Annotated in this window: 15 protein-coding genes; 11 read left to right on the top strand and 4 right to left on the bottom strand. The window is 69.6% G+C overall.

Annotated elements, in window-relative coordinates:
- Positions 1 to 63: 63 nt before the first annotated feature.
- The 7 genes from LDO26_RS04630 to gcvH all read left to right on the top strand — a co-directional run bounded on the left by LDO26_RS04630 (position 64) and on the right by gcvH (position 7388).
- Positions 64 to 2304, top strand: coding sequence for a TonB-dependent hemoglobin/transferrin/lactoferrin family receptor (locus LDO26_RS04630; RefSeq protein ID WP_232129903.1), 2241 nt, complete (start codon positions 64 to 66; stop codon positions 2302 to 2304).
- 2 nt (positions 2305 to 2306) lie between these two features.
- Complete coding sequence (locus tag LDO26_RS04635) at positions 2307 to 3059, top strand: Hemin transport protein (RefSeq protein WP_232129904.1); 753 nt, start codon at positions 2307 to 2309, stop codon at positions 3057 to 3059.
- Between the two features lie 165 nt (positions 3060 to 3224).
- Entirely contained in the window at positions 3225 to 4121 is an 897-nt protein-coding gene (locus LDO26_RS04640; RefSeq protein ID WP_232129949.1) for a DUF6607 family protein, read from the top strand.
- A gap of 168 nt (positions 4122 to 4289) precedes the next feature.
- On the top strand, positions 4290 to 5246 hold the full coding sequence (locus LDO26_RS04645) for an SPFH domain-containing protein (protein ID WP_232129905.1): 957 nt from the start codon (positions 4290 to 4292) through the stop codon (positions 5244 to 5246).
- Positions 5247 to 5257: 11 nt separating this feature from the next.
- Positions 5258 to 5716: an NfeD family protein gene (locus LDO26_RS04650; RefSeq protein ID WP_232129950.1), complete on the top strand. Its 459-nt coding sequence runs from the start codon at positions 5258 to 5260 to the stop codon at positions 5714 to 5716.
- A gap of 111 nt (positions 5717 to 5827) precedes the next feature.
- Complete coding sequence (gcvT, locus tag LDO26_RS04655) at positions 5828 to 6925, top strand: glycine cleavage system aminomethyltransferase GcvT (protein ID WP_232129906.1); 1098 nt, start codon at positions 5828 to 5830, stop codon at positions 6923 to 6925.
- Positions 6926 to 6992: 67 nt separating this feature from the next.
- On the top strand, positions 6993 to 7388 hold the full coding sequence (gene gcvH / locus LDO26_RS04660; protein WP_232129907.1) for a glycine cleavage system protein GcvH: 396 nt from the start codon (positions 6993 to 6995) through the stop codon (positions 7386 to 7388).
- A gap of 454 nt (positions 7389 to 7842) precedes the next feature.
- Here the strand turns inward: gcvH and LDO26_RS04665 are convergent, their stop codons facing one another.
- A complete protein-coding gene (locus LDO26_RS04665) occupies positions 7843 to 8031 on the bottom strand; it encodes a hypothetical protein (protein ID WP_232129908.1) in 189 nt (62 codons plus the stop codon).
- Between the two features lie 417 nt (positions 8032 to 8448).
- Here LDO26_RS04665 and LDO26_RS04670 point away from each other — a divergent pair, with 417 nt between their 5' ends.
- A complete protein-coding gene (locus LDO26_RS04670) occupies positions 8449 to 8949 on the top strand; it encodes a hypothetical protein (RefSeq protein ID WP_232129909.1) in 501 nt (166 codons plus the stop codon).
- A gap of 371 nt (positions 8950 to 9320) precedes the next feature.
- Here the strand turns inward: LDO26_RS04670 and LDO26_RS04675 are convergent, their stop codons facing one another.
- Positions 9321 to 10739 (bottom strand): serine hydrolase domain-containing protein, encoded by a 1419-nt coding sequence (locus LDO26_RS04675; RefSeq protein ID WP_343226154.1) that lies wholly within the window; start codon positions 10737 to 10739, stop codon positions 9321 to 9323.
- Positions 10740 to 10832: 93 nt separating this feature from the next.
- On the opposite strand from LDO26_RS04675, the gene LDO26_RS04680 reads away from it, so the two are divergent.
- Positions 10833 to 11423 carry a LemA family protein gene (locus LDO26_RS04680; RefSeq protein ID WP_435594030.1) on the top strand — a complete coding sequence of 197 codons (591 nt, stop codon included), beginning with the start codon at positions 10833 to 10835 and terminating at the stop codon, positions 11421 to 11423.
- Positions 11424 to 11575: 152 nt separating this feature from the next.
- Complete coding sequence (locus LDO26_RS18200; RefSeq protein ID WP_305068819.1) at positions 11576 to 13474, top strand: M48 family metallopeptidase; 1899 nt, start codon at positions 11576 to 11578, stop codon at positions 13472 to 13474.
- Between the two features lie 83 nt (positions 13475 to 13557).
- On the opposite strand, the gene LDO26_RS04690 is transcribed toward LDO26_RS18200, so the two are convergent.
- Positions 13558 to 15162: a GMC family oxidoreductase gene (locus tag LDO26_RS04690; RefSeq protein ID WP_232129911.1), complete on the bottom strand. Its 1605-nt coding sequence runs from the start codon at positions 15160 to 15162 to the stop codon at positions 13558 to 13560.
- Positions 15163 to 15299: 137 nt separating this feature from the next.
- Here LDO26_RS04690 and LDO26_RS04695 point away from each other — a divergent pair, with 137 nt between their 5' ends.
- Positions 15300 to 16685: an NTP/NDP exchange transporter gene (locus LDO26_RS04695; protein WP_232129912.1), complete on the top strand. Its 1386-nt coding sequence runs from the start codon at positions 15300 to 15302 to the stop codon at positions 16683 to 16685.
- Between the two features lie 128 nt (positions 16686 to 16813).
- On the opposite strand, the gene LDO26_RS04700 is transcribed toward LDO26_RS04695, so the two are convergent.
- Positions 16814 to 17212: a hypothetical protein gene (locus LDO26_RS04700; protein WP_232129913.1), complete on the bottom strand. Its 399-nt coding sequence runs from the start codon at positions 17210 to 17212 to the stop codon at positions 16814 to 16816.

A 17212-nucleotide genomic window follows, 5' to 3' on the forward strand; every position in this document is an offset into this window, starting at 1 on the left:
CCCGCCCGACGCATCCGCGCCTGCCAGCTCGCCTGTCCTCAATCCCGAGTGATTTCGAGCCTCATGCGCATTTCCCCGCTTTCCCTGGCCGTGTGCCTGGCGTTGCCCGGCGTCGCCGCCGCCGACACCGTGGCAGAGACCACTTCCGACGCCGCCGAGTTCGACCGCGTCGTCGTCACCGCGACCCGCACCGAGCGCGCGATCGCCGACGTGCCCAATACCGTCGACGTCATCGACCGCGAACGCATGGACACGCTGCTGGTCCGCGACATCGCCGACCTGTTCCGCTATGAGCCCGGCGTCACCGTCGGCAGGGATTTCGGCCGCTTCGGCCTGTCGGACATCCGCATCCGTGGCCTCGGCGGCAACCGCGTGCGCATCCAGACCGACGGCATCGCGGTGTCGGATGCGTTCTCGATCGGCAGCTTCTCCAACGCCAACCGCAATTTCGTCGACCTCGACACCCTCAAGCGCGTCGAGGTGGTGCGCGGGCCGAGCAGCGCGCTGTACGGCTCAGACGCGCTGGGCGGCGTGGTGTCCTTCATCACCAAGGACCCGTCGGACTACCTCGGCGACGGCAAGGACGCCTACTTCGGCTTCAAGCTCGGCGCCGAGAGCGCGTCCGAAGGCCTGTTCGCCGGCGCCACCGCGGCGTTCGGCGGCGAGCGCTGGTCGGGACTGGTCGCCGTCGGCCACCGCCAGGGCAAGGAAACCGAGAACATGGGCGAGATCGGCGGCGAGGGCAGTGCGCGCACGCAGGCCAATCCGCAGTCGACCAGCGGCCGCAGCGTGCTCGGCAAGCTGGTGTTCGCGCCCAGCCAGATCCAGCGCTTCCGCCTGACCGTCGAGGGCAACGAGGACGATACCGACACCGACGTGCTGACCTCCCGCGGCCTGCAGGCGCTGACCGGCGCGACCAACATGCTCGTCACCGGCGACGACCACCAGTCGCGCGCGCGCGTCGCCTTCGGCCACGAGGCCACCGGGCTGTCGTCGGCGCTGGCCGATTCGGTCGACTGGCAGGTCTACCGCCAGGACAGCCGCACCCGCCAGGACAGCGTCGAGGTGCGCCGCGTGCCGTCGGGCGCGACGGTGATCCGCGACCGACGCGAGCGCGAATTCCATTTCGACCAGCGGACCTGGGGGCTGCAGGCGAATGCGCTGAAGTCGTTCGCCACCGGCAGCGTCGTCCACGACCTGGCCTACGGCGTCGACGTCGCCCGCAGCGAGACGAAACAGAAGCGCGACGGCCGCCGCATCTTCCTCGACACCGGCGCGGTCACCAACGTGATGCTGCCGGACGTGTTCCCGGTGCGCGATTTCCCGATCAGCGAGACCACCACCGCCGCGCTGTACGTGCAGGACGAGATCCAGTTCGCCGACGGCGCGTTCCGGCTGGTGCCGGCGGTGCGCGTGGACCACTACCGGCTCTCGCCCCAGGTCGACGACATCTTCCGCGAGGACAACCCGACCACCGAGGTGGTGGACATCACCGAGACCCGGGTGTCGCCCAAGCTCGGCGCGGTCTGGCATTTCAGCGACGCCTGGTCGCTGTTCGGCGGCTACTCCGCCGGTTTCCGCGCCCCGCCTTACAACGACGTCAACATCGGCTTCACCAACTTCGCGTTCGGCTACACCGCCATCCCCAACCCCGACCTGCGGCCGGAAACCAGCGACGGCCTGGAGCTGGGCCTGCGCTTCGCCGGCGACGCCGTCCATGCGAGCCTGAGCGCGTACTACACCGAGTACGACGACTTCATCGAATCGCAGCGCTTCATCGGTTTCAACGATCAGGGCCTGATGGTCTACCAGTCGCAGAACGTCGCCGATGCGCGCATCCGCGGCGCCGAGCTCAAGGCCGGCGTGCATTTCGGCGCCATCGACGCGCGTCTCGACGGCTGGTCGCTGCGCGGTGCCGCGGCCTGGTCCGAGGGCGAGGACCGCACCACCGGCGATGCGCTGGCCAGCGTCGATCCGCTGACCGCCACGCTCGGCCTGGCCTACGACAACGACGGCTGGGGCGCGGAACTGGCAGGCCGTTTCGTCGGCCGCCGCGACCGTCTGCCGCCGCCACCGACAGGGATCGACAGCTACTACGAAAGCCCCGGCTACGGCGTGCTCGACTTCTACGCGCACTGGAGCTTCGCGCCGGGCACCCGGGTCAATGTCGGCGTGTTCAACCTGGCCGACCGCAGGTACTGGCCGGCCGGCAGCGTGCCGCTGGTGTCGGAAAACAGCCTGACCCTCGACCGCTACACCGCATCGGGCCGCAACGTGGCGGTCAGCCTGTCGGTCGAGTTCTGACGATGGCCGGCGCGCCGCGATCGCAGGGGCCGGTGGCGGCCGACGCGCGGGGCCGGCTGCCGGCACCGGCGCAGCTGGCGGCGCTCGGTACCGTGCTGTGCGTGCACCGGCCTGGAAGCGCCGCCGAACTCGGCGGCTGGACGCGTGCGGTGCATGTCGAGGTCCATGCCGGACTGGACGGCGACGGCGTCGAGGAAAGCCTTCGCTTCTTCGCCGCCGACGGCAGCTGCTGCTGGCAGTTGCACCTGCTGCCGGACAGCGATTTCCTCGGCTGGTCGCAGGTCTCGGCGGGATTGCCCGCGGTCTGCGGCGACGGTGGCGCGGGCAGCGTCGCCGAACGCCTGTGGCAGGGACTGTCGCGGCGCCTGCGCGGCGAGCTGTGGGAGGCGAGCGTGCTGCGCTTCCATGCGCTGCGTGCGCCGGCCGCGGCGACTGCCGATGGATCGACGGCGATGCTGGTCGCCAGCCTGTCCGCGATCTCGTCCGCCGGTGCCGAAGTCGCGCAGCGGATCGCGCGCCGGCATGGCGGCGAGGCCCGGTTCGCCGTCGACGATTGCTGTTGTGCACGCGCGGCGGCCGCCTCGCGCACCGCGATGGCCCGCGACACGGGACCGACGGCCTACGCGCCGATCCGCATCGGTGCCGGTCCACACCGGCGCGGCACGGGTCCGGGCGACACCGGTGGACGCGGGGACGCGCATGCCCGCAACGCGGCGTCCGCGGGTCCCGGCCTGCGGCGCACCGTCGGCGCCTGACGGCGCCCGCAGACGATGTCGGCATCCCTGTTCTTCGCTGCCACTCCAGTTCCACGCCACGGCCGCATGCATCCGCACCGGCCGTTTTTCCACCACAGAGGACGCTTCATGAAACCGCACGCCACCGCCGTGGCCCTCCTCGCATCGCTGATCGCCGGCAATGCGATGGCCGCCACCGCCACGCCCGCCGCCCCCGCAGACCCCGTCGCCGACCGTGCCGCCATCCTCGCGATGCAGGGCGAATACACTGTCGGCTTCGCCTTCGACGAAACCGTACTGCTGGCGCCCGGCTACACCCGCGCCGAACCGCAGCGCAGCGGCGGCGACGAGATCGTCGTCGTCGTCGAGGACACGCCCACGCGCGTGGTGCTGCAGCACCTGCTGCTGGACGTGAAGAGCGGCCACGTCACCAAGCACTGGCGACAGGACTGGGAATACGAGGCACCGCGGCGCTGGGAATTCACCTCCGACCAGACCTGGCGCCAGCGCGACCTCCCGGCCGACCAGGTGGCCGGTACCTGGACCCAGTGCGTCTACGAGGTCAGCGATGCGCCGCGCTACTGCGGCACCGGCCGGTGGACGCATGCGAACGGCATCTCGACCTGGACCTCGGATCCCGGTTTCCGCCCGCTGCCGCGGCGCGAGCACACTAGGCGCAGCGACTACAACGCGATGGGGGCGGTCAACCGTCACACCATCGTGCCGGGCGGCTGGACCCACGAGCAGGACAACACCAAGGCGATCCGCGACGCCGACGGCAACGTCACCGGCGCCATCGCCCGCGAGACCGGTTTCAACGACTACCGGCGCACCGACGCGATCGACTTCGCACCGGCCTATGCCTACTGGGCGGCGACGCGTGACTACTGGGCGCGCGTGCGCGCACGCTGGGCGCAGCGGCTGGCCGACCCGGCCGGCGTGCACCTGAAGACGAAGGTCGACGGCATGGCGCTGATCATCCCGCTGTTCCAGCAGGCGCAGACGGTGCAGGACGGCGGCAGCGTCAGCGACGCCGAGATCGACGCGGTGTTCGCCGAATGGGTGGCGCCGGCGGCGCGCTGACGCAGGTCCGGTCCACCGCTGGTTGCCGGATGCCTTCTTCCGCCTGCGGAAAAGGCGTCCGTCGTTGCGGAAATGCCGGCGTCGCAGCCCGGTGACGGCACGCGCGGCGGCGCGCCCTATACTTGGGCCTTGCGTCGAATCCGACGCATCCGCAGCAGGGAGAGGGAAATGAGTACAGGGCTGTTTCTGGCGGTGATCCTGGCGCTGGCCGGCGTCATCGTGCTGTTCAAGACGGTACGCATGGTGCCGCAGGGCTTCGAGTGGACGGTCGAGCGCTTCGGCAAGTACACCCATTCGATGACGCCCGGCCTGCACTTCCTGGTCCCGATCGTCTACGGCGTCGGCCGCAAGATCAACATGATGGAGCAGGTGCTGGACGTGCCCAGCCAGGACGTGATCACCCGTGACAACGCGGTGGTACGCGTCGACGGGGTGGTGTTCTTCCAGGTGCTGGACGCGGCCAAGGCGGCCTACGAAGTGTCGAACCTGGAGATCGCGACGATCGCGCTGGTGCAGACCAACATCCGTACCGTCATCGGTTCGATGGACCTGGACGAGTCGCTGAGCAACCGCGAGAAGATCAACGCCCAGCTGCTCAACGTCGTCGACCACGCCACCAATCCCTGGGGCATCAAGGTCACGCGCATCGAGATCCGCGACATCCAGCCGCCGCGCGACCTCATCGATTCGATGGCCCGGCAGATGAAGGCCGAGCGCGAGCGCCGCGCGGTGATCCTCGAGGCCGAGGGCCACCGGCAGTCGGAGATCCTGCGCGCCGAGGGCGACAAGCAGGCCGCGATCCTGCAGGCCGAGGGCCAGAAGGAGGCCGCGTTCCGCGAGGCCGAGGCCCGCGAGCGCCTGGCCGAGGCCGAGGCCAAGGCGACGCAGATGGTGTCGGTGGCGATCGCCGAGGGCGACGTGCAGGCGATCAACTACTTCGTCGCGCAGAAGTACGTCGAGGCGTTCGAGAAGCTGGCGACCGCGCCGAACCAGAAGTTCGTGCTGATGCCGATGGAGACCAGCGGCATCATCGGCTCGATCGCCGGCATCGGCGAACTGGCGAAGGAGGCGCTCGGCTCGCGTGCCGCCGCGCCGCCGCGCACCAGCCCGCGCGCGGGCGCCTGACCATGGACTGGCTGCGCTGGGATGTCGTGGGCTGGGGCGCGCTGGCCCTGCTGCTGATGGCCGCCGAGACCCTCGCGCCCGGCGCCTTCATGCTGTGGATGGGCTTCGCCGCCGCGGCGGTGTTCCTGATCTTGCTGGTCGCGCCGGGCCTGAGCATCCTGAGCCAGGTCGCGCTGTTCGTCGTGCTCAGCTTCGTGTCGATCCTGGTCTACCGGAAGTGGTTCCGCAGGCGCGAGCGGCAGAGCGACCACCCGACGCTGAACCGCCGCGCCGCGCAGCACATCGGGCGCGTGGTGCCGCTGGAGCAGCCGATCGTCGCCGGTCGTGGCCGGGTCAAGATCGGCGATGCGTTCTGGGTGGTCGAGGGCCCGGATCTGGCGGTGGGCACTTCGGTGCGGATCGTCGGTACCGACGGCGTCAACCTGCACGTCGAGCCTGCCGGAGAGCCGGTCCACGCCGCCGGCGCGTGATCCGGGCGCGGGGCCGCGGGTTGCGGCCCCGGCCCGCCCGTGCCGTCCGCACCCGATGGTTGCGGACGGCGCTCTGCGATAATGCCGGTTTCCCGAACGCGAGCCGGCAGCATGACCCAGAAGACGATCCTCAACGCAGCGCACCGCGCGCTCGGTGCCCGCATGGTCGATTTCGGCGGCTGGGACATGCCGATCAACTACGGCTCGCAGATCGAGGAGCACCACCAGGTCCGCCGCGACGCCGGCATGTTCGACGTCAGCCACATGACCGTCGTCGACCTGCGCGGCGCGCGCGTGCGCGCGTTCCTGCGCCAGCTGCTCGCCAATTCGGTCGACAAGCTCAAGGTCCCCGGCAAGGCGCTGTACACCTGCATGCTGACCCCCGAGGGCGGCATCATCGACGACCTGATCGTCTATTTCATGGCCGAGGACTTCTTCCGCCTGGTCGTCAACGCCGCCACCCGCGACAAGGACCTGGCATGGATCCAGTCGCAGGCGCAGGCCTTCGACGTCGAAGTGACCGAACGCGCGGAACTGGCGATGATCGCGGTGCAGGGGCCGGCCGCGCGCGAGCGCGTCGCGGCGCTGCTCGGCGGCGAGGCCGGGGCGCGGGTCGGCAAGCTGGGCCGCTTCGCCGCGGCCGAGGTCGCCGGCACCGAGTACGGCGACCTGTTCGTCGCCCGCACCGGCTACACCGGCGAGGACGGCTTCGAGATCGTCGTGCACCAGGACCACGCGGTCGCGCTGTGGGACGCCCTGCTGGCGGCGGGCGTACGGCCGGCCGGCCTGGGCGCGCGCGACACGCTGCGCCTCGAGGCCGGGCTCAACCTCTACGGCCAGGACATGGACGAGACCACCTCGCCCTACGAGGCCGCGCTCGGCTGGACCGTCGCGCTCGACGCCGGCCGCGACTTCAACGGCCGCGCGCTGCTCGAACGGCACGCCGCCGCCGCGCCGCGGCAGATGATCGGACTGGTCATGGACGAGAAGGGCGTGCTGCGCCACGGCCAGGCCGTCGCCACCGCCAACGGCGCGGGCGAGATCCTGTCGGGCACGTTCTCGCCGACGCTGGGCAAGGCCATCGCGTTCGCGCGGGTGCCGGCCGGCGAGACCGGCGCGGTGTCGGTCGACATCCGCGGCCGCCAGGTGCCGGTGCGGGTGGTGAAGTTTCCCTTCGTCCGCAACGGCCAGGCGGCCGACGGGATCTGATGCACGCCGCGCGGCTTGGTTACACTAGCGCCACTTCCCCGACCGCACGTTTTCCCCGGAGCCGACAATGAGCGAAATCCCTGGTGACCTGAAGTTCATGAAGTCCCACGAGTGGGCCCGCGTCGAAGGTGACGGCAAGGTCACCGTCGGCATTTCCGACCATGCCCAGGGCCTGCTCGGCGACCTGGTCTACGTCGAGCTGCCCGCGGTCGGCGACAGCGTCGAGGCCGGCAATGCCTGCGCCGTGGTCGAGTCGGTCAAGGCCGCCTCCGACGTCTACGCGCCGTTGTCGGGCACGATCACCGCGGTCAATTCGGACCTGGCCGACAAGCCCGAGACGATCAACGAGGATGCCTACGGCGAAGGCTGGCTGTTCGTCATCGAGCTCGACGAGCCCGACCAGCTCAACGACATGCTCTCGCCCGACGACTACGCCGAGCTGCTGGAAGGCGACGACGACTGATCGGAGCGACCCCGCGCCGGGCAGCATTGCCCGGCCGCGTATCCCGCCGGCGCGCATCGCAGGATGCGCGCCGTTTTGTTTGGTTCTTCTCCCGACTCAGGGGAACGACCTGTAGCCGACGGCCTGCCTCGACGCCGGGGACCGACCTCGGCCGCGTAGATGCCGTCTTGCGGCGGCCTGTGCGAAGGCGGAATCCCGGATCGCCTCCGGTCACCCGGTTGTCGTCCCGAGCGCAGCGCGGGACCCGCTTCCCGACCCGCGTGCATGTCGACATGCCCGCATCGCATGGCTGCGATCAGCATCGCTCCCTCGTATGCGGTGTGCCTGTCGCGAAGGTGGAGATGCACCGGCGTGGGTGCCAGCGCCGACGTGCCGACGACGGAAAAACGCTGCGCACTTTCGCGCAAAACCTTGTCGTCTTGCAGCGAAGCCGCAACGGCCCGGGCGCATCCGTTTATTCGCTGGTCGGGTGCGTGGTCAGATTTTCACCAGCCCTGGAACCGCGCGTCGCTGCGTCGCAGGGATGCGCTCCGATAATCCGCGCATGCACGAAGTGCCTTGATTCATGCGGTTTGCGCAAAGCGTGTTTCGCCCGGACATCGATGCGCATGCGTGCGGCGCACGACGTTGTGTCGATCGACATGGCGGGGCATCCATTGCACAGGTGGATGACGCTCCGGAATTTTTCCGGGGAAGTGTTGACAGTGGAAAAAACCGTGATTAGGTTTCGCGGCAACACATGGTGACGCGGAAGCGAGTGAGTCGGACCAGACACAAAACGCACAGCACAAACCGGACCTTCGCCAGCACCATCACAGCGCGGGTACGGGCACCGTCTCCATTGCATCCATCCCGATGCCTTCGATCCGACATCCGCGCCGTGTGCAAGGTGCGGATGTTTTTGCATCACCGGGACACAGTCGTGCTCCAGACGACCCTCCCAAAGAATCCGATCCGATGCGCGGTGCGCGTCGGCGGTTGCATGCGGGTCCGATACCCGCTTGCCGCTTGAGTACTGGGCCGCTGTACCTGCAAGTCCACTGACGAGGAGAGCCATCACATGGCCACGAAGAAAGCTGCTAAGAAAGCCCCCGCCAAGAAGGCGACGAAGAAAACCGCAAGCAAATCCGCTGCCAAGAAGGCCGTGAGCAAGGTCAAGAAGGCGGTGAAGAAGGTCGCCAAGAAGGTCGCCAAGGCCGTGAAGAAGAGCCCGGCGAAGAAGGCCACCAAGAAGGTCGCGAAGAAGAAGGTCGCCAAGAAGGCTGCTGCCAAGAAGACCGCGAAGAAGGCGACCAAGAAGGTAGCCAAGAAGAAGACCGCAGCGAAGAAGGCCACCAAGAAGGTCGCCAAGAAGAAGACTGCGGCAAAGAAGGTCGCCAAGAAGGCCGCCGCCAAGAAGACCGCGAAGAAGGCGACCAAGAAGGTAGCCAAGAAGACCGCGGCGAAGAAGGCCGCCAAGAAGCCGGCCGCGAAGAAGGTTGCCAAGAAGAAGACGGCCAAGCGCGCCAGCAAGAAGGCCGCCCCGGTCGTGATTCCGACCACGCCGACCCCGCTGATCTGACGACCTGACGGTTCGTCATCGAAGCTCTTCCTCCGCGTGCCCAGGCGGAGGAGGAGTTTTTTTGTGGCCTGCCATCCATGGCGGCCACCCTCCGGGCCATCGCTGACGCGATGTCAAAAACCGTTCCAGACGGTTTTTTGGTTCTTCGCCGATTCCCGGGTTTCACCTGTCGTAGGTCGGGCAACGCCCCCGACGCCGGGACGCCCGGCCAGCCCGCATCGACGGATCCCCCGATACCTCGCGAATCCGGACGCCGCCCCGTCGGCCGCGTGGGGCCGACCTACAAGGCTCGGGAGTCGCCACGCGGATGGAAAGACTTGCCGCATGCACCGGTATCGTCCCGGTGCATCTCGGTCGAACCGGTGCGCGGATCAGTCCGGCGTCGCGTTCGCGCGGGTCGCGGTGGCGCCGCCAGAATGCGGCAGCGTCCGCGTGCGCTGTGCGTGCAGCAGTTCGATGTTCGGGTCGACGTCCAGCCAGCGCTGCGGCGGCAGGCCGATGGCGCGGTCGAGGATCGTCGGCATCAGCCCCGAGGGCAGGTTGCTCTCGCTGTTCCACAGCACGACGATGCCCAGGTCGCGCTCGGGCATCATCGCCATCAGGCCGCGGTAGCCCTGCACGGCGCCGCCATGGAAGACGACGCGATGGCCGGAGTAGTCGAACACCCGCCAGCCGAGGCCGTAGCCGGCGGCGTTGAGCCGGTCGCGGCGCCAGGACGTGTTGCGCATCTCCGGCGGCGTGCCGACGATCGGCGACTGCAGCGTCGCCAGCAGCGGCGCGGGCAGCACGTCGGGGCGGTGCCCGCCCTGCGCGATCAGCCACTGGGCCATGTCGGCGATGCTGGCGTTGACGCCGGCCGCCGGCGCCAGGCGATAGTAGGTCGGCTTGGGCGTCAGCGACTGCCAGCCGCCGCCGGCGCGCACGTGCGGCCTGGCCCAGCGTGCGCTGGCCTGGATGCCCTCGAGCCCGTAGCTGGCGTCGTTCATGCCCAGCGGCTTGAAGATCCGGCGCGAGACCGCCTCGCTGTAGAACTGGCCGGAAGTCGCGAACACCACGTCGCCGATCAGGCTGAAGGCGACGTTCTGGTAGGCGTAGCAGTTGCCCGGCTGGCAGGTCATCGGCGCGCTCGACAGCCGCTGCACCAGGTTGTGGTAGTCGGCGTTGCGCTCGATGTCGCGGTCGTAGGTGTTGCGGCCCAGCCCGACCCGGTGGCTGAGCACGTCGGCGACGGTCAGCTGCTGCGCGGCCATCGGATCGGACAGCTGCAGCGACGGCATGTAGTCGGCGACGCGGCTGTCCCAGCGCAACGCGCCATCGGCGACCAGCATGCCGGTGATGGTGCTGGCGAACGGCTTGGACAGCGAGGCGAGGCGGAACACGGTGTGCGCATCGACCGGCTCGGCGGCGCGCACGTCGGTGATGCCGTAGCCGCGTGCGCTGAGCACGCGGCCGTTGTGCACGATCGCCATCGCCAGGCCGGGCACGCGCTGGTTGGCGACCAGGTCCTGCGCCATGGCCTCGAACAGGCTGACGTCGAAGGTGTCGGCGAGCGGCAGCGGGCGGGTCACCGGCTGCAGCGGCGCGGGCTTGACCGCATCCTCGCGGCTGACGATCGCAGGCCGCGGCGCGGTCTCGGCCAGCGGCACGATGTGCTCGATGCCGGCCTCGTCGCTTTCGGTCGTGGCCGCAGCGGGCAGTCCCTGGGCGGCCGAACCGAGCGCGGCCGGCAGCAGCAATCCGATCAGTCCGAGCCTGGCGACATGCCGGCGTGCTGGTTGTCGGCTTTCCATCGGGCCTGCCCCCTGCGTATGCTCTGCCTGGAACAGATAATAGCGTCTGTTTTCCGCTTTGCATGAACAAGGGGAGCTTTGATGGGTAGCTTGCTGATCCTGCTGATTTTTCTGGGTGTCGTGGTCGCGTTCGCCCTGTGGGCGGTCGGCATCTACAACGGGCTGGTCACCGCCCGCAACGCGTTCAAGAACGCGTTCGCGCAGATCGACGTGCAACTGCAGCGGCGCTTCGACCTGATCCCGAACCTGGTCGAGACCGTGAAGGGCTACATGACCCATGAGCGGCAGACGCTCGAAGCGGTGACCCAGGCGCGCAACCTGGCGCAGGCGGGGCTGTCGGCGGCCAAGGCCGATCCCGGCGATCCGGCGGCGATGGCGCAGCTGGCGCAGTCGCAGGGCGTGCTCAACGGTGCGCTCGGCCGCTTGCTGGCGGTGTCGGAGGCCTATCCGGACCTCAAGGCCAGCCAGAACATGATGCAGCTCACCGAGGAGCTGACCAGCACCGAGAACAAGGTCGCGTTCGCACGGCAGGCCTACAACGACGCGGTGATGGCCTACAACAACAAGCGCGAGGTGTTCCCCTCGAGCGTCGTCGCCGGCATGTTCAACTTCAAGGAAGCGGCGCTGCTGGACATCCCGGCCGACAGGGCCGAGGTGCGCGAGGCGCCGAAGGTGAGTTTCTGAGGCGCCGTGATTCGTGATTCGGGATTGGTGATTCGTAACAGCAACGTCGAGAACGAGCCGCCTGCGTGGCCGGACAGGCATGCGCAGCACGGCGCCTGGCGATTCCCGCTTCTCCGAATCACGAATTACCAATCACCAATCACGGCTCTTCCATGAACTTCTTCCAGCGGCAGGAACAGGCCCGGCGCAACACGACCCGACTGGTCGTGCTGTTCGCGCTGGCGGTCGCGGGCATCGTGCTGGCGGTCGACGCGGCGGTGGTGCTGTTCGTCGGCTTCCATCCCGGCATGCTGCTGGCGACGACGCTGGTCACCGTCGGCATCATCGGCATCGGCTCGCTGTTCCGGATCTCGTCGCTGAGCAGCGGCGGCGAGCCGGTCGCGCAGCAGCTCGGCGGGGTCGCGGTGCCCGAGGACACGACCGACCTGCAGTTGCGCCGGCTGCGCAACGTGGTCGAGGAAATGGCGATCGCCTCCGGAGTGCCGGTGCCGGCGATCTACGTGCTCGAACACGAGCCCGGCATCAATGCGTTCGCGGCCGGTTACTCGACGTCCGACGCGGTCGTCGCAGTGACCCGCGGCGCGCTGGACCGGCTCAACCGCGACGAACTGCAGGGCGTCGTGGCGCACGAGTTCAGCCACATCCTCAACGGCGACATGCGCCTGAACATCCGCCTGATGGGCGTGCTGTTCGGCATCCTGATGATCGGCCTGATCGGCCGCAAGATCCTGTTCCACGGCCGTGGCATCCGCGGCAACGGCGCGCTGGTGGTGCTGGGCGGGGCGCTGGCGGCGATCGTGGTCGGCGCGCTCGGCATGTTCTTCGGGCGCATGATCAAGGCCGGCGTCAGCCGCTCGCGCGAGGTGCTGGCGGACGCCTCGGCGGTGCAGTTCACGCGCCAGACCAGCGGCCTGGCGGGTGCGCTGAAGAAGATCGGCGGCGTCGAGGGCGGCTCGCGGCTGGCGCAGCGCGACGATGCCGAGGAGGTCAGCCACATGCTGTTCGGCGATGGCCTCGGCCTGCACGGCCTGTTCGCGACCCATCCGCCGCTGCTCAAGCGCATCCAGGCGTTGGAGCCGAATTTCCGCGCCGAGCAGCTGAGCCGGCTGCAGGCGCAGTGGCTGGCATCGCCACCCGATGGCCTGCAGGAGGACGTGCAGCTGGGACTGGTGTCGCGCGCCGAGGCCCTGCCGCAGGCCGGGCGGTCGCTGTCGGTGACGCCGCCGATGGTCGCCGCGCAGGTCGCCCATCCGCACGACGACGACTACGACCGCGCGCACTCGCTGGTGGCCGCGATCAGCGACGAACTGCACGCGGTGGCCACCCATCGCGAGGCGGCGATGCCGCTGCTGCTGGGGCTGCTGCTCGACGATGCGCCGCTGGTGCTGGAGAAGCAGCGCATCGAGATCATCGCCCGGATGGGCAACGCGGCCGCGACCGAGGCGCAGCACCTGCGCGAGACCCATCTGCGGACGCTGCATCCGATGCTGCGCATGCCGCTGGCGGCGATGGCATTTCCGGTGCTGCGCCGGCGGCCGCGGCCGGATCTCGCGACGTTCCTCGATACCGTGCATGCGGTGGTGCATGCCGACGACAGGGTGTCGCTGTTCGAGTACTGCCTGGGGCGCCTGCTGGAAGTGCAATTGCGCGAGACGCTGGATCCGTCGCGCAACATCCGTTTCGGCCGGCGCAAACCCGGCAACGTCAAGCAGGAGTTCGCGACGCTGCTGGCGGTGGTCGCTCATGCCGGCAATCCCGACGACACGATGGCCGCGCAGCGGGCCTACCTGGCCGGCATGCAGCGCGTGCTGCCGCGCGACCACGTGCCGTACGCGCCGCCCCCCGAGGGCGTACTGGCGCTCGATGCGGTGTGGGAGCCGCTGGATGCGCTGGACCCGCTGGCCAAGCAGGTCATGGTCGAGGCGATCACCGCCGCGGTCAGCCATGACGGCCGGATCAGCGTGGCCGAGTCGGAGCTGCTGCGCACGATCTGCGGCGTGCTGCACTGTCCGCTGCCGCCGTCGCTGGAGCAGCTGCCGCAGGCATCCTGACGGGGCCGGGCCGATCCGCCCCGCTGCGCATTGCGGCGGTTCGCGTGCAGGCATGGCGATGGCGGAGGGCCCGCTTCGTGAGGTCAGCTTCCGCGGATCAGGTCGGCCGCGCGCTCGGCGATCATGATCACCGGCGCGTTGGTATTGCCGCCGGGCAGGGTCGGCATCACCGAGGCGTCGACGACGCGCACGCCGTCGACGCCGCGTACGCGCAGCTGCGGATCGACGACGGCGGCGTCGTCGCTGCCCATCCGGCAGGTGCCGGCCGGGTGGTAGATCGATTCGGCCTTGGCGCGGATGAAGCCTGCGAGCTCGGCATCGGACAGGTCGTTGCGCGCGGGGAAGACCGGTGCGCCGCGCACGTCGTCGAACGCGGGCTGGGCGAGGATGTCGCGCGAGAGTTTCGCGCATTCGACCATCATCCGCAGGTCGGTGCCGTCCGGGTCCGACAGGTAGTTCGCTTCGATCCGCGGTGCGTCGCTGGCGCGGTTGCCGGCCAGTGCGATGCGGCCGCGGCTGCGGGGCCGCAGGAAGCAGGCATGCAGCGTGTAGCCGTCGCCGGGCAGACGGTTGCGGCCATGGTCGTCGAGCAGCGCCGGCACGAAATGGAACTGGATGTCGGCGCGCGCGTCCGGGGCGAAGCGCGAACGCACGAAACCGCCGGCCTCGGCGATGTTGCTGGTGCCGGGTCCGCGCCGCCCGCGCAGGTAGTAGTTCCACGCCACCGCGGCTTCGCTGAGCCGGTCGTAGCTGATCCGGCGGGTCGCGCCCGTGAGCGTGCAGATGTCGAGGTGGTCCTGCAGGTTGCGGCCGACCTGCGGCGCGTCGTGGACCACCGCGATGCCGTGCCTGCGCAGTTCGCGTGCGTCGCCGATGCCCGAGAGCATCAGCAGCTGCGGCGAGTTGACCGCACCGCCGCACAGCAGGATCTCGCGCATGGCCGGCTGGTGGAAGGCGCCGCGCGCGCTGGCGTAGACCACGCCGGTCGCGCGGCCGTGTTCGAAGGTGATGCGGCTGGCCAGCGCGCCGGTGCGGATGTGCAGGTTGGGGCGGGCGCGCACCGCAGCATCGAGGTATGCGGTCGCCGCCGAGCAGCGCGCGCCGTCGCGCTGGGTGACCTGGTACAGGCCGACGCCCTGCTGCTCGGGACCGTTGAAATCGTCGTTGGCGGGCAATCCCGCCTGCTCGCCCGCGGCGATGAACATCCGCGACAGCGGGTTGACGTGGCGCAGGTCCGACACCGTCAGCGGGCCGGACGCGCCGTGCAGCGCATCGGCACCGCGGGTATTGCCCTCGGCGCGGATGAAGTACGGCAGCACGTCGCGCCAGGCCCAGCCTTCCGCGCCCTGCGCGGCCCAGTCGTCGTAGTCGCCAGCGGCGCCGCGCGTGTAGCACATCGCGTTGATCGAGCTCGAACCGCCCAGCACCTTGCCGCGCGGCCACCACAGCGTGCGGTCGCCGAGCTGCGGCTCGGGCGCGGTGTCGTAGTTCCAGTTCACGCCCTTGCGCCCGGCCAGCCTGGCCAGGCCCGCGGGCATGTGGATGAAGGGGTGCCAGTCGCGCGGCCCGGCCTCGAGCAGCAGCACGCGGATGTCCGGGTCCTCGCTGAGCCGGCTGGCCAGCACGCAGCCGGCGGAGCCGGCGCCGACGATGACGTAGTCGTACTCGGGAGGTGGTCCGGGTGGCATGGCGGGCCTGGGTCGGGAGCAGGGTCGGGCACTTGGGACAGAGCATATGCTCTGTGCCATGCGCGCCGCTGGCGGGATCGCCAGCCATCGGATAACTTGCCCGCCTCGGTTCCGCGAGCCCCACGCTCGGCCCACCCATGACAGACCAGGCTCCCCGCGCGGCTTCCGGCCGACCGCTGGCCCGTTTCCGCGACGCGCTGGGCGACTCCCCGCCGTTGTGGTGGGCGCTGCTGTATTTCTTCTGCCTGCTGTGCGGCTACTACGTGCTGCGCCCGGTGCGCGACGCGATGGGCGCCTCGGCCGATGCCTCGGCCGTGTTTCCCGGGTTCCTGCTCGACTGGGCGGCCGCGCGCGGCATCGCGCTCGGCGATTTCACCCTGCAGGTGCTGTTCACCAGCACGTTCTTCGTGATGCTGCTGCTGCAGCCGCTGTACGGCGCGCTGGTGTCGCGCTTCCCGCGCCGGGTGTTCCTGCCGGTGGTGTACCTGCTGTTCATCGCCTGCCTGCTCTGGTTCTGGTGGGCATTCGACCGCGACCTGCCGGGTCGCGGCGCGCTGTTCTTCGTCTGGGTGGCGGTGTTCAACCTGTTCGCGGTGTCGGTGTTCTGGAGCTACATGGCCGACGTGTTCGACAACGACAACGCCAAGAAGGTCTATGGCTACATCGGCGCCGGCGGCACCATCGGCGCGTTGCTCGGACCGACCATCACCCGGCTGCTGGTGGAGCGGATCGGCGAGGGCAACCTGCTGCTGGTCTCGGCCGGGCTGCTGATGATGTGCGTGGTGTGCATCCTGCGCCTGCGGCGCTGGGCGATCGCGCGCGAGCGCCTGCACCGCGAGCGCAGCGGCGAGGAGGCGATGGGCGGCTCGGTGCTGGCGGGCCTGCGCCTGGTCCTGCACGACCCGCTGCTGCGCGCGCTGGCGCTGCTGATGTTCTTCGGCGTCGGCGTCGGCACGCTGCTGTACAACGAGCAGGCCGCGATCGCCCGGCAACTGGTCGGCGACGCGTCGCGCACCGCGTTCTACGCCCGGCTCGACCAGTACATCAACCTGCTGACCGTGCTGGTGCAGGTGTTCCTGACCCGCTGGCTGCTGCGCCGCTTCGGCATCGCGCCGCTGCTGCTGGTGCCCGCCATCGCGATCCTGGTCGGTTTCTCGGTGCTGGCGGCCTCGCCGCTGCCGATGCTGATCTGGGTGGTGCAGGTGATGACCCGCGCCAGCGAGTTCTCGCTGGCCAAGCCGGCGCGCGAAACGATCTACACCCGGGTCGATCGCGAATCGCGCTACAAGGCCAAGGCGTTCATCGACACGGCGGTGTACCGCGGCGGCGACGTCACCTTCGTCTGGGTGCACAAGGCTCTGGCGACGCTGGGGTCGAGCGTGGTGTTCCTGGCCGGCATCGGCATCGCGCTGGGCATGACGTTCAGCGCATGGCGCGTGATCCGGGGCGAGCGCAGGCTTCCGCAGCAGGCGGCAGCCGGCCGGCCTGACGCACCGGAGCCAGGGCATGGGAAGCCGTCGTGAAGTCCTCGCCGCAGGTTTCGTCGCCGCCAGCTTGATTTCCCCGTCCGCCCATGGTTTCGCGGTGGCGCGCGAGGCCGAAGTGCTGGCCGTCTGGCGCGCGCGACACACACCCGCCTGAGCGATGCGGATCAGCGCAGCGCGGCGACCGAGAACAGCAGCGCGCCGACGAGGAACGCCGCGCTCAGCGCGTGCACCAGCGGATGGTACATGCGCAGCCAGACGAACTGCAGCGCGAGCCGCAGCCACCAGAACACCGCCATGCCAGCGAGCACCGCGCGGCCGAGCGCCGTGCCGGCGAGGTCGCGTGGCAGCAGGAAACAGAGCAGGGCGATGCCGGCGAAGACCCAGACCAGCTGCGCATTGGCGATCTGCAGCACCGCGCGGTTGGGCCGGGTCGTCGACAGCAGCGTCCGCGGCCAGCCGAACAGTCGCCAGAATGCGAGATGGAACAGCGCGAATGCCGCGCTGTGCAGGCCGCAAAGCGCGATCAGCCAGTCGAACGGCGACGCGGTGGCAAGGGCCAGCAT

The sequence above is a fragment of the Proluteimonas luteida genome, assembly GCF_021191695.1.
Lineage (GTDB): Bacteria > Pseudomonadota > Gammaproteobacteria > Xanthomonadales > Xanthomonadaceae > Luteimonas > Luteimonas luteida.